This window comes from Bradyrhizobium sp. 195 (assembly GCF_023101665.1).
GTDB lineage: Bacteria > Pseudomonadota > Alphaproteobacteria > Rhizobiales > Xanthobacteraceae > Bradyrhizobium.
In genome coordinates this window covers 1,612,934-1,625,558 of the sequence record NZ_CP082161.1, presented here as the reverse complement: position 1 = coordinate 1,625,558, position 12,625 = coordinate 1,612,934, and the positions used below count along the sequence as shown (strand labels likewise).

The 12,625-nt window shown below is 58.2% G+C and carries 9 protein-coding genes; 1 reads left to right on the top strand and 8 read right to left on the bottom strand.

What is annotated here, in order from left to right; genetic code table 11:
- Nucleotides 1–2 precede the first annotated feature (2 nt).
- From IVB26_RS07585 to IVB26_RS07575, 3 genes are all read right to left on the bottom strand, one after another.
- Nucleotides 3–944: a branched-chain amino acid ABC transporter permease gene (locus tag IVB26_RS07585; RefSeq protein WP_247971143.1), complete on the bottom strand. Its 942-nt coding sequence runs from the start codon at nucleotides 942–944 to the stop codon at nucleotides 3–5.
- A 91-nt stretch (nucleotides 945–1,035) separates the two neighbouring features.
- Entirely contained in the window at nucleotides 1,036–2,304 is a 1,269-nt protein-coding gene (locus IVB26_RS07580; RefSeq protein WP_247971142.1) for an ABC transporter substrate-binding protein, read from the bottom strand.
- Between the two features lie 286 nt (nucleotides 2,305–2,590).
- A complete protein-coding gene (locus IVB26_RS07575) occupies nucleotides 2,591–3,307 on the bottom strand; it encodes a Gfo/Idh/MocA family protein (protein ID WP_247971141.1) in 717 nt (238 codons plus the stop codon).
- A 921-nt stretch (nucleotides 3,308–4,228) separates the two neighbouring features.
- Here IVB26_RS07575 and IVB26_RS43170 point away from each other — a divergent pair.
- The gene (locus IVB26_RS43170) at nucleotides 4,229–4,540 is read left to right on the top strand and encodes an ATP-binding cassette domain-containing protein (protein ID WP_346732868.1); all 312 of its coding nucleotides are present in this window, start codon (nucleotides 4,229–4,231) and stop codon (nucleotides 4,538–4,540) included.
- Between the two features lie 660 nt (nucleotides 4,541–5,200).
- Here IVB26_RS43170 and IVB26_RS07565 read toward each other — a convergent pair.
- From IVB26_RS07565 to IVB26_RS07545, 5 genes are all read right to left on the bottom strand, one after another.
- Nucleotides 5,201–6,136 carry an electron transfer flavoprotein subunit alpha/FixB family protein gene (locus IVB26_RS07565; protein ID WP_247971140.1) on the bottom strand — a complete coding sequence of 312 codons (936 nt, stop codon included), beginning with the start codon at nucleotides 6,134–6,136 and terminating at the stop codon, nucleotides 5,201–5,203.
- Nucleotides 6,136–6,885, bottom strand: a complete 750-nt coding sequence (locus tag IVB26_RS07560; protein WP_247971139.1) for an electron transfer flavoprotein subunit beta/FixA family protein — start codon at nucleotides 6,883–6,885, stop codon at nucleotides 6,136–6,138. The genes IVB26_RS07565 and IVB26_RS07560 overlap by 1 nt, the downstream gene beginning before the upstream one ends.
- A 213-nt stretch (nucleotides 6,886–7,098) precedes the next feature.
- Complete coding sequence (locus IVB26_RS07555; RefSeq protein WP_247971138.1) at nucleotides 7,099–8,973, bottom strand: MBL fold metallo-hydrolase; 1,875 nt, start codon at nucleotides 8,971–8,973, stop codon at nucleotides 7,099–7,101.
- A gap of 312 nt (nucleotides 8,974–9,285) precedes the next feature.
- Nucleotides 9,286–10,551, bottom strand: a complete 1,266-nt coding sequence (locus IVB26_RS07550; protein ID WP_247973097.1) for a Glu/Leu/Phe/Val family dehydrogenase — start codon at nucleotides 10,549–10,551, stop codon at nucleotides 9,286–9,288.
- Between the two features lie 233 nt (nucleotides 10,552–10,784).
- Nucleotides 10,785–12,533 (bottom strand): hydantoinase B/oxoprolinase family protein, encoded by a 1,749-nt coding sequence (locus tag IVB26_RS07545; protein ID WP_247971137.1) that lies wholly within the window; start codon nucleotides 12,531–12,533, stop codon nucleotides 10,785–10,787.
- Nucleotides 12,534–12,625: the final 92 nt, after the last annotated feature.

Genomic DNA, 12,625 nt, shown 5'->3' with positions numbered 1-12,625 from the left:
GCTCAGGTCCTTTCACCCATGAGGCCGGCAGGACGCAGCAGAAGAACCAGCAGCATCAGCGCAAACGGCAGAGTTCCAGCGCTCGCCGAAAGTGGCACCGTCAATAAACCGCCGATGTCTTTTCCCCAGTTTCCAAGCCCAAAAAACGCGAGCGCGTCAGCTAGCGTTGTATCGATTCCAACAAGAAGCGTGGTCAAAATGCCGATCAGCAGCGAGGCTATAAAGGCGCCGCCCAAAGAACCTAAGCCTCCCACCACGACAACCACGAATACGATTGTTCCGATTTCGGACGCCATGGCCGGGCTGGTCGGATAGAAAGCGCCGGCGACTGCGCCTGCCAAACCAGCCATCCCCGCGCCAACGGCGAATACCAACAACATGACCAGTGGAACGTTATGACCCAGCGCTTCGACCATGGTTGGTTTGTGCACGGCAGCGCGCACCACCAACCCCACCCGAGTGAAACGAAGCATGAAGACCAGAACACCGAACAATCCTATTGAGACCAGCCCTATAAAGAGCCGATAGGCCGGGTACGCCAATGAACCGATGCAAAAGGCCGAAACACTGAGCACCTCCGGGACTTGATAGCTGACAGGGAAGTAGCCAAAGAAACACTTCACGACCTCATCAAAGACGAAAAGGAGACCGAAGGTCAGCAGCAGCTCGTGCGCGTGTCCATGTACATGGACCGATCGCAGCATGTATCGTTCAATGATCGCGCCAATCGCCGCAACGATCAAGCCGGCAACCGCGAGACCCGGAAAGAAGCCGACCCGCGTTGACAGAACGTACCCCGCATAAGCGCCAAGCATGTAGAATGAGCCGTGAGCAAAGTTGAGCACGCCCATCATGCCGAAGATCAAGGTCAGGCCCGCCGCGATCATAAAGAGCAACAAGCCATAAATAGTGCCGTTGAGCAGAGAGACGGCGAACATTTCCATTGGCACCTCCAAGAAGTTACGGCACAAAGTCGCTTGGTAACATCGAACGCGCTTGGTCAACCGGCGCGCACCGTGTCCGCAGCGAGTTGCGTCAGGATGGTCGCTGTAGCTTGCACGTACTTTGAGGCGGCGTGATCGCGTCCGGCCCCTCGATTTTGACCAACGGCTTGAAGCCGAACGGCGAATTCTCGACCTTGATCATAGCGTCACGTGAGACTTTCGTGATCGCGATTGGAAGCAGCGCTTGATGATCGTCGGCTCGCATGGTGATCTTTCCTGCCGGGCTGCCGAAGGTCACCTTCTCCATGGCTTCCGCAATCTTTTTCATGTCAATGGAGCCATTTGCCGGACCGAGCTTGAGAGCTTCACCCAGGAACAGCAGGGATAAGGCCGTGTGGGCTGCATTGTTCGCCAGCGTCGGTGCTTTGGTCCGTTCCAAGAAATCTTTTTGAAATGCGATGCCACGCTCGCCGTTAGCTTCAGCGTTGAAGACATCGAGAAAGATATGGCCCTCTGCGGCATCGCCTGCGCTCGTAATAATTCCCGGAACATCGAGGAACATCGTGATGAACTGGGCTTTCAACTTGGAATCAGCCGAAGCGCGCATAAGGCGGGCAAGATCCGTGCCCCAGTTGCCGGTAATCACGCTGTCCGCGTTTGTTGCTCCGATACGGGCGATATACGGAGTAAAGTCTTGGATGCGATTGACATCATGCAAGACAGCGTCAACAACCTTATAGCCGCCTTCGTTGGCGTGGCCTTTGATGGCCGCCTCCATGTCCCGGCCCCAGGAATAATCCTGGTTGATTGAGAAAACATTGGAAGCTCTGACTTTCCCGTCATGGATCGCCTTGGCGACCGCTCGAAGCCGCATTTCGGCGTCAAGCGCGAACTTGAAATGATAGAAGTGGCATTTCTCACCGGTAAGCTCACGTGCCTCCGCGGCCGAGTTTAGATAGATAACGGGTTGTTTCGAGTTGCGAAGATTGTACCGGCGCACGTCCTCGGTGATCTGGCCGGCAATTGCCGACGACGCGCCCTGAATGATAACGCTAACGCCGTCGCCGATGGCGGCTGTTACCTGCGCTGACGCGCCCGTCGGCGTGCCCTGATTGTCGTATGTCAAGAGTTGAATAGGCTGACCATTGTAGCCGCCGGCAGCATTCAAGCGGTCAATCGCGTATTGTGCGGCGGGTACATAGAGTGAGCCTGTGGCAGCCTGACTTCCTGACAGGCTCTCGATCACCGCCACTTTGAGCGCGGGACGGCTTTGCGCTGCGACCGAAGCCATTCCCAATCCGAGCGACAGGGCGGCGGCCGCGCCGATGCGCACGATCGTGCTGAAAGATCTTTCAGACATGGATATCCTTTCCGGATTAGACGTTGACACAAGAAGACGCAAAATATTCGACGCGGGAAACACAGCCCACGGTCTGCAATCATTGAGGCCCAAGACCTCGCCCCTCATTTTGTACGCCGGAAACCGCGGCTGCCGCCAACGCACGATGGCGATCGCAAACACGAAATGCTGAGTCAGAGCTCGCGCTGCCAAATCGACATGAAGGTCCGATCACGTCTCCCTCCCAGACAATGTGTTCTTGCGACCGCCTCGGACTTCGGGGACCGAGCGTCGGACGAGTTTGTTTCTACAAGGGGTCGACAAGCCGACCTCTCTCGGAATCAACTGTAACGAAACGATCTTCCCTTACTGACTTGAAAATCGCTTCGAGCGCGCCGATGCCCCTCACGACATCATCGATAGGAATCGGATACTCTGTCCGATTGAGAACGAATTTCGCGAAAGCTTCGAGCTCTGCGCGTTCGGTATCTACGGCATCGAACCGCGTCGTTTCCGTATCCTGGCCAACTGGCGCGAACGTAAGTTGCTGATAGCCGTGCATCTCGGCCCAGCCCGTCGTTCCGAATACCTGCAACCTCCAATTCCGCGCGGTTGCCGTCACAGTACTTAGGTAACCGGTACATCCGCTTGCAAATTCGATTTGGGCGTCAGTGGTATCGTCCATATCTATCTGGAGGAATTGCTTTCGTGACCTTGCTCTTACGCCTGCGATGGGACCAGCGAGACCAATCATCGCATCCAAGACGTGGATACCCATCAACGTCATGCCGCCGGCGGGAGTTTCGGACTGGTGCGCGCGCCAATCCTCGGGCGCGAAATGCAGGCCTTGTGGCGCCGAAAAATTGCCCTCGATGTGCAAGACACGCCCCAATCGACCGCAGCTTGAAGTGCAGACAGCTAGCAAGCCGACCACCGACAAATTCGGATCGTCAGACAACCTGGAGGCTACGACACTCCCGCCCGAACCTGAGCCAATCACGATATGATCGAACTCTGATTTCACGCGCGCTCCAAATCTTCGGCCTTGTGACCAGTCCAACCGTCTGCTCAATCGGATCATGTGATCCAAGGCTTGTCAATATGGATTATATGTTTCTATGGTCCTCAACCCGCGCGTTTGCGTCAGACTTCGGATAGGCCCCAACCGTAGAGGAGATGCGGAAACGAACAGGAGTTGCCTACCCCGTGCGTTTCCGAAGCGCAGGTGATCAGCGTTTCGTCCAGCACGATGCTCGTTCTAGAAGGCGGATCCCGCAGATCGCGCAAGTTCGGCACGGTGCCGACACCGACGATCATCAATCGGCGAGTTGCATCCATCTATAGGGGAGCACAACCTTTGAGCGTCCTTTCATTCGCGTCGGTACGCTCAACCGTGGCGCTCTAGACGCGCGCGCCCGAACGCTCGTCGACACCGATTGCGGAGATGCGGAACCTTCAACGTGCCGCCGGTAGTTAGGAGCAGTCGTTCGTAAGACAGTGCGCCCTCGTCTGAGCCCCGGCATGTCGCAAAATTGCTCCGAACAAGCTGAATGCAGTTTATCGATGGGTGGGCTCAGCAGTCGTCGCAGCAGTAGGCGATTGGTCGAAGCGGCGATCCGGAGCCGTGTTCAGCTCACTCGCACGCGACCGCGCAGTCGAGGCTTTGAAGTTGGTGCGGCTGGGAAGGGCTCGGCGATAGACATCCCTCGCAGCTCTCGGGCGGCCAGCAACAGCGCGTTGCGCGCGCTCGTTTTCTAACCGGATATCCTGCTCCTCGACGAGCCGCTGGGCGCGCTCGACCGCAAGCTGCGTGAGGCGTTGCAGATCGAGATGAATCAACTCCAGCGTACCCTCGGCGTCACGATCCTGGTGACGCACGATCAGGAGGAAGCGCTGTCGCTTTCCGATCGCATCATGGTGCTCGGAAATAGGACGCACGCAGCAGGTGGCGACGCCGGCCGAATCCTATCTGAAGCCCGCCAATCGTTTCGTTGCGGAGTTTCTGGGCATCGCTAATTTCATCGGACTGCAGGATGGCCGCAGTGGCGTAGTGCGCCCCGAGCGCATATGCCTCGCGGCCAACGGCGAGGGCAAGGCTGCGCGCGTCGTCGAGGCGATCTATCGGCCAGATGGTGCGCTATCATCTGGTCGAAGGAGGAGAGTCCCTGCTGCAGTGCCGTTCCTCGGTTCGACCTTCGCGAAGAACGAACGTGTGGTTGTTTCGTGGGATCCCGCCAACCTGTGGCCGGTGGCATAGTTCATATCGGAGGGATGGAGATGATCAATCGTGGTCGTGTTGTGGGCGCGGCTACGGTCGGACTGCCGGCTCGCACCTTTCACCAAGAAGACCGGGATTAAGGTAGTGCAGGAGAGCCCCAACTCGCTGGGAAGGCTGCACGCGCTGGTTGAGGCCGGCAGACCGACGTCGTATTGTCTACCGGTATCGCAGCGGCGCCAGCTCTGCCATGCCCTTCAGATGCTTCGGACTTTGAAAGAGAAATATCAATTGATCCCGGAGCTAAGTGGATCATTTGCTTCGACAACAAGCCGACCACTAGCGTTGCTAGAGTTATCGTTGCAGATCGCTATATTTGAGCTTTCTCGGCTGCCAGTATGGGATTAAGTTCGGTGCTTCGTTCTGCACGCGAAACGCACAGCGCACCGTTCCCTTAGTTTCCACTCGATGCTAAAAGGGGCCTGTGTCGTCTTAAGAATGTTTCGGACGTCCAATACGCCAGCCTTTGAACTCTCCGCCCGTAGCTTCATTCAGGTTAAAAAAACGGCTACTTTTCTGATGTCGTTCAATTCGTGCATTCGAACTCCATGGATTCAGGTTCTGACCGGCGTGTGTTTTCCTGATGCGACCGGATGAGCGCGCATCTTGATGCCGGCTGCTCATGCGTGCAGCGTTACGAACCTATCCTCTAATTTCTTCGGTAAGCTCCGGAACCGCCTGGTAGAGGTCGGCGACCAGGCCGTAATCGGCGACCTGGAAGATCGGCGCGTCCTCGTCCTTGTTGATCGCGACGATCACCTTGGAGTCCTTCATGCCGGCCAGATGCTGGATCGCGCCGGAGATGCCGACCGCGACATAGAGCTCGGGGGCCACCACCTTGCCGGTCTGACCGACCTGCCAGTCGTTCGGCGCATAGCCGGCGTCGACCGCCGCGCGCGAGGCACCGACGCCGGCGCCCAGCTTGTCGGCGAGCGGCTCGATGTACTTTGCGAAGTTCTCGCGACTTTGCATGGCGCGGCCACCGGAGACGATGATCTTGGCCGAGGTCAGCTCGGGGCGGTCGTTCTTCGCGACTTCCTCGCCGACGAAGGACGACAGGCCGGGATCGGCCGCTGCAGCCACGCTCTCGACGGGCGCGCTGCCGCCTTCACCCGCGGCGGCGAAGGTCGAGGTACGCACCGTGATGACCTTCTTGGCGTCCTTCGACTTCACCGTCTGGATGGCATTGCCGGCATAGATCGGACGCTCATAGGTGTCGGGCGCGACCACCTTGATGATCTCCGAAACCTGCATGACGTCGAGCAGGGCTGCGATGCGCGGCATCACGTTCTTGAAGCGCGAGGTCGCGGGCGCGACGATGGCGTCGTAGCCGGGCGCCAGCGAGACGATCAGCGCAGCCAGCGGCTCGGCGAGATCGTGCGCGTAAAGCGCGCCATCGGCGAGCAGCACCTTCTTCACACCTGCGAGCTTGGCGGCCGCATCTGCCGCGGCTTTGGCGTTCTCGCCGGCGACCAGCACCTCGACATCCGCGCCGAGCGCGGCGGCCGCGGTCAGCGCCTTGTTGGTCGCATCCTTCAGCGACGCGTTGTCGTGTTCGGCAATCAGAAGCGTCGTCATCAGAGCACCCCGGCTTCGTTCTTGAGTTTCGACACCAGCTCGGCGACGTCCTTGACCTTGACGCCCGCCTTGCGGCCCGCCGGTTCCGTCGTCTTGAGAACCTCGAGACGCGCGGTGGCGTCGACGCCGTAATCGGCGACGGTCTTCTCCGCGATCGGCTTCTTCTTGGCCTTCATGATGTTGGGCAGCGACGCGTAGCGCGGCTCGTTGAGACGCAGGTCGGTGGTGACGATCGCCGGTCCCTTCAGCTTGACGGTCTGGAGGCCGCCGTCGACTTCGCGGGTGACCTTGAAGTCAGAACCTTCGACCTCGAGCTTCGAGGCGAATGTCGCCTGCGACCAGCCGAGCAGCGCGGCCAGCATCTGGCCGGTCTGATTGCTGTCGTCGTCGATCGCCTGCTTGCCGAGAATAATCAGGCCCGGCTGCTCTTCGTCGGCGATCTTCTTGAGAATCTTCGCGACCGCCAGCGGCTCGACGGTACCGTCGGCCTTCACGAGGATGCCGCGGTCGGCACCCATCGCAAGACCGGTGCGGATCGTCTCCGACGCCTGCGCCGGTCCAATGGAGACCACCACGACCTCGGTGGCCTTGCCACCTTCTTTCAGGCGCAGGGCTTCCTCGACCGCGATTTCGTCGAACGGGTTCATCGACATCTTGACGTTGGCGAGTTCAACGCCTGATCCATCGCCCTTGACGCGGACCTTGACGTTGTAATCGACCACCCGCTTTACCGGCACCAAGACCTTCATCGATCCTCCTAACTTTCGCTTGTGCTTGCGATTCTGACCAGCAGTGCGAATTTCACACCAGCCGGGCCAGCTTTTCACTCTTACCATCGTTGAGGCAGAGCTTAAGCGGACCTCGGGCAAGATCCAGCGCAGCGCTGCTTTGGCCTGCCACCACGTCTACCCCGCGGGAGGACGGCGCCGCGTCATCTGCAGATTACGCCTGCGAGCGACCTCCTAGTCTGCCGAGGTCGAGACCAGAGCCTCACAGAGCGGTCCCTGCGATACATCGTCAATCAGGATCTCGGCGGTCATCAGCCTTCGCCGCGGATCGGCCTGAGATGGTGCAGTCGCACTGAGCACTATGTCGCCCCGCTCGCCAGACTCAAGCGTGATGCTTTCCACGCCTCCATGCGCGGTCCACCTAAATGCCGGTAGCAAGCGGGCGCTGAACACGGCCGTGCGCTCAAGGTTGTTACGAATCTTGATCGTGTAAGCGACTTCGCTGTTTGGGCGCGCTTTTGAGAGATATGGCAGCATTCGTGCCCAGAATAGGTCGATGAAATGGTTTGCAGGTTCATCGACGACATTGCGGAATGCGACCTCCTTGCGTTTGATGTAGTCCATGTACTCGGCGACCCTCGACCGATCCATGGGGATCAGCTCCCCGTGTCCGGGGCATACGAGATCAGGGTTCGCCGCCCGTATCACGCTCGCGCAGCGCCGATGCATTTCCAACTGAAAGCTGTTGCGCATGACCGTAGACTGGATGGCGATCTCCCGCTCAATCCCCCCGGCCTGAGGATTGAAGAGAAGCAGATTATCCCCACCAAAGACGATCCGCTTTCCATCGATCTTACCCAAGATAGCTGCGTGGTATTCTGTTTGACCTGGGGCGTGATAAATCTCGAAGTCGAATCCTCTCCAATGAAATGCCTCACCGTCACGTAGAAGCCGTTGCACTTCGATCGGTTTGTGGAAGCAGCAGGGCGTGCTTGTCCACGCAGCGGGATCAGAAATGACCTCGGCGACGCAATCGAGAGCCCAGCACTGCGTGTCGAACTGTCGTTGGAGGAACGGTATTCCGCAAACATGGTCGTCATGAATATGCGTGGGAACGACGAGTTCAATATCCCGTACCCCGTAGTCGTCGCGCAGCTGATCGATATGATGCTGAACGAAACGTAGAGCTTGATATCCACCGTGATCGTTGGAAAAATGGAGATGAGCGGAAGAAGTCAGTCCGTAGTCAATCAGCATTGCGTGGCCGCTTCCACTCAGCACGATGTAGAAATTGGAACAGGTGTAGGGGCCGGCCCACAGCAGATGCTCCGTAATCGGCTGGAGCTTGCTCTCGCGGATCGTCTGCAGGTCCTTTCCACTGGTACTCCAGCCCGAGGTAAAAAGCCTGCCTATCCGAGCAAGTGCCTCAAGCCTCGTTTCAAGCCTTCCAATGTCCCGGCTCACCTCACAAATGGGCGGACCATGCGATGGATAGGCGACATCGACATTTTCTTTTTTCAGGGCGAGGATCGACTGCATTGTAAATTCAATGCCGAGCAGGTCGCCATAACTATACTCCATTGCGTGAAGTTGATAGAGCTTCCCCCCGCTCGTCATCAGATCGCCGATAAACGCGACTTTCCCGCCGTCTACCTCTGCTATCAGGCTGATCATGCCGTATGTATGACCCTTGGCCGGTAGGATGCGGAACTCATACTCCTTCCACGCAAAGATGCCGTAATCTTCCAGGACTGCATCGACCGGAAGATTGGTCCCTAGTGAGAAGAACTGGTTGCTATCGTTGTAGTTGCCATAGAGTCGCTTGGTCTGCCAATGCGCCTCGACATTGTCGAACAGGTGACGCTCGAATTCCGGTACGGCAACTCGCGCCCCCGCCTTCTGAACAATAGGCGTTCCCCAACACTGATCCCTATGGTGATGGGTATGCAGAACCCAGTCGACTCGCTCGATACCGATGTCGGCAAGATGCTGCATAACGGCGCCGGACCCTGTATCGATCAACAGGCAGTCCGCGCCGCTTTTCAGGATGTAAACGTTACAAGTGTCTCGAAACTCAAAGAGGTTCTCGGAGTGTTTAATCAGAGACATTCAATGCTCTCCACGGATATATCAACGGCAGGAGGGGCCGAATTGCACACGGCTGGGTGCGACCGTCGCTTCGAAGCAAGCATATGCCTTGGTCAATCGGCATTGGCGCGGGGGCCGCCGCTGAAGACCGCAAGCTCCGCATCGTGAGAAGGAAGATTGCGAGTCGCGTACCGACTTGCTTGCCTTCGATCTATCACTAAAGTGTAGCTCCCGCCGCAGATGAGTTCTGGAATTGCGCACAAGAGTTGGCCTGGGTCGCTCTTGCAATTGATTGCACCAAATCTTTGGCGAAAAGATTGATGAGGGGCTCCATTACGGAAAAAGCCCCCTGGCCCGCTTGGCTGACTGTACGACACTCACGCCAATCGCCATGGCCGCCATGCGATTCGAGATGCGATCGCGCTTGGCGCGAGCGATGACTTGCTGAAACGAGCGTTCGAGAATTCGGTACAAACGATCGAATACCTCGGCTTCCTCCCAGAACAGCCGCTGCAGATCCTGTACCCATTCGAAATAGCTGACAATAACTCCTCCAGCATTACACAGGATATCGGGCAGCACGAAGATCTCGTCGCCCCGTTGCTGTAGGACGGCGTCGGCTTCCGGCGTAGTTGGACCGTTGGCGCCCTCGGCGAGGATGCGGCAATCAACTCGGGACGCGCTTTCGCCGGTGATGATCCGCTCGATCGCGGCCGGCACCAGAACATCGCACTTTCGGACCAACAGCTCGGACGGCTCAATGAGGGCCTGAGCGGAGAAGCCGGCAAGCTGCCCGTGTTTGGCCATATGGCGCTCCAACCCGGCAAGATCCAGGCCAGCGGGATCATGGTAAGCTGCGGTATGATCACTGACGCCGATGATCCTGACGCCTCTGTCGGCGAGGCAATAGGCCGTCACGGACCCAACATTGCCAAACCCCTGGATGATGGCTGTGGCGCTGTCCGCTCGGATCCCAAGATGGTCAAGCGCACGGCCGACGAGGTACGCTACCCCACGGCCGGTCGCTTCGCGGCGACCAAGCGTGCCTCCGGCTGAGACTGGCTTTCCGGTGACGATCTCGTTGATCGTCTTGCCCTGATACATGGAATAAGTATCCATGAACCACGCCATGACCTGCTCGTTGGTGCCTAGATCGGGGGCCATCACGTCGGTGTGCGGACCGACGAACGGGATCATCTCCTGCATGTAGCGCCGCGAGAGCGCCTCGAGTTCGCGCGGAGACAAGCCGTAAGGGTCGACGGTAATGCCTCCCTTGGCTCCCCCATAGGGAAGTCCCGCCAACGCACATTTCCAACTCATCCAGACCGCCAAGGCGGCGACTTCGCCGATGTCCACCGATGGCGCAAAGCGCGTTCCGCCCTTGGTCGGCCCCAACGTGAGGTGGTGCTGCACTCGGTAGCCCTGAAAGACTTCGGTGCGACCGTCGTCTCTGTGGATCGGACAGGATACGGCTACGGCTCGCTTCGGGTAGAGTAATCGGTCCCGGTCCATCTCTTGGATTTGCAGGTGATCGGCGACCTGCGCAAATTGCTGCCGGGCCATGTCGAATACGGGACCACTATAGATTGATCTGCTCATTACCGGTCGTCCAATTTGATCTACGTACGGAGCCGAGAGCTCCTCGGGCGAAAAACGGCCGCCCCAAACAAGGGCGGCCAGTGATGATCCGTCGCGGGAGGAAATTGCGACGCACATCAAAAGATCGCCCCCAAAGAAATCGCCCAAAACGAACTCGAGTCGGCGGCTGCTTTACAGCAGCGCCGAGCGATAACCGTCTTCACATTGTGCGATCCGCCGGTATTCCCCTGTGGCTAGTGTTCTCGGTGCCTTGATTTGGTCGAGACGATCGACTTGCGGTCTGCTGAAATCTCGACGCCATAGACGGCCAGAGCAGCTTCTGGTGAAACGAGTTCATCACGGATGTCGCGCAGGACTGCACCCGGATCCCGCTTGTGAGGATCGCCCCAACCGCCTCCCGCGGACGATTCGATGACGATGCGAAACGGCTTGACTTGCTGGACTCCGTATTGCGGGCAATAGAACTCCTCCCCCGTCGCCAAATCGAAGCCTTTCAGTGAGCCTTTGGCGCCCCAAAGCCCGCCATTGACGCCTGCGCCCGTCGGTTTACGAGCGCCCTCACTGCGTAGCGCGTGCTCTCCGCCGATCAAGACGTCAGCAACATAGTCGACCCCTGTCCCGCCCCGATATTGGCCGGCGCCCGCAGAATCGGTGCGCATCTGATAACGATGGATGCGGATCGGATAACTCTGCTCATAGGTTTCCACATTAGGAATGAACATTCCGCCTAGTGTCATCTGATGGCTGCTCGTCGGGAAACCATCGCGCCCGTTCACCGCTCCGCCGCCTGCACTGCCGTGCCAATGGTAGAGGACGAAGACCTCGCCCGTCGCCTTCTTTCCGGCCGAGCTGCTATGGACGGACTTGCCCCAGCCCGCACATGCGCGACTTGGCTCCGCCTGTGCTAACGCACGCCAACAAGCGTTCATGATATCAATCGCTGGAAAAACGGTATTCATCGTCATTGGAGCCGGCGGCAAGGCATTTACGATCGTGCCTTCCGGAGCAATGATTTTTACGCAACGATAGACACCTTCATTATGTGGAATATCGGGATCCAAGAATGAGGAAAGAGCGCAGTAGACGGACGAGTGCGTGTTGGCGATGCCGCTGTTCTTGAATCCTTTGATTTGCGGCGAAGTGCCGGTGAAATCGAACGCGATACGGTCGCCTGCGATGGTCACCTTCACTCGCGTCTCAACATCGACGCTTTCGAAGCAGTCCGTGTCGCTAACGTCGAAACCTTCCCAGGTGCCGTTCGGAAGCGCCAAGATCGCTTGGCGCATTCTCCGTTCTCCATAATCCAGAAGAGACGTCAGATATGACGTTCCCGTCTCGACACCGAGCTGACCGACGATCTCGGCCATCCGATGGGCGCCGACGCGCGTGGAACCCAGCATCGCTCCGAGATCACCCTCCATCAGATCCGGGCAACGAGAATTCAACAGCAGCATTCTCCAGAGGTCGTCTCGACGCTTGCCTCGTTCTATAAGTTTGAGAACAGGCAGCCGAATTCCCTCGTGAAAAATCTCGGTAGCAGCCGAATTGTAGGTCCCAGCAGCGCCGCCTCCAATATCGGATTGATGAGCACGGTTGCTGCAGAATCCTACCAACTCGCCACCGAAAAATGCCGGACGGATGAGAGTCCAATCGGGCAGATGGTTGCCGCCGGCAACATACGGATCGCTGAGTATGAAGACGTCGCCATCCTCGATCTGGTCCGCAAAATCCCTAAGAACGGCGCGAACGGCGAAACCGCCGCCGCCGGAGTGAACCGGCAGTCCGTCTGCCTGCGCGACCGTCTCTCCCGTTGCATTGCTTATGAAGCAAGAAAAGTCGTGGCTCTGGCTAAAAATGGGGCTGCGCGCCGTGCGGGTCATAATTGCGCCCATCTGCACACTGATGTGGTCAAGCTGCTTCTGCAGAATGGCCAACAGAACAGGATCGTTAGTCGCCGCAGTGCTCATGGTTTCACCTATCATTCTTGCGCCAACTGGCGGACGAGCCCATCTGCATCTACATTCAGCTCGCCATTCGGTCCGCCGGCCACAACCTCGCCAGTCACAGCCCTTGC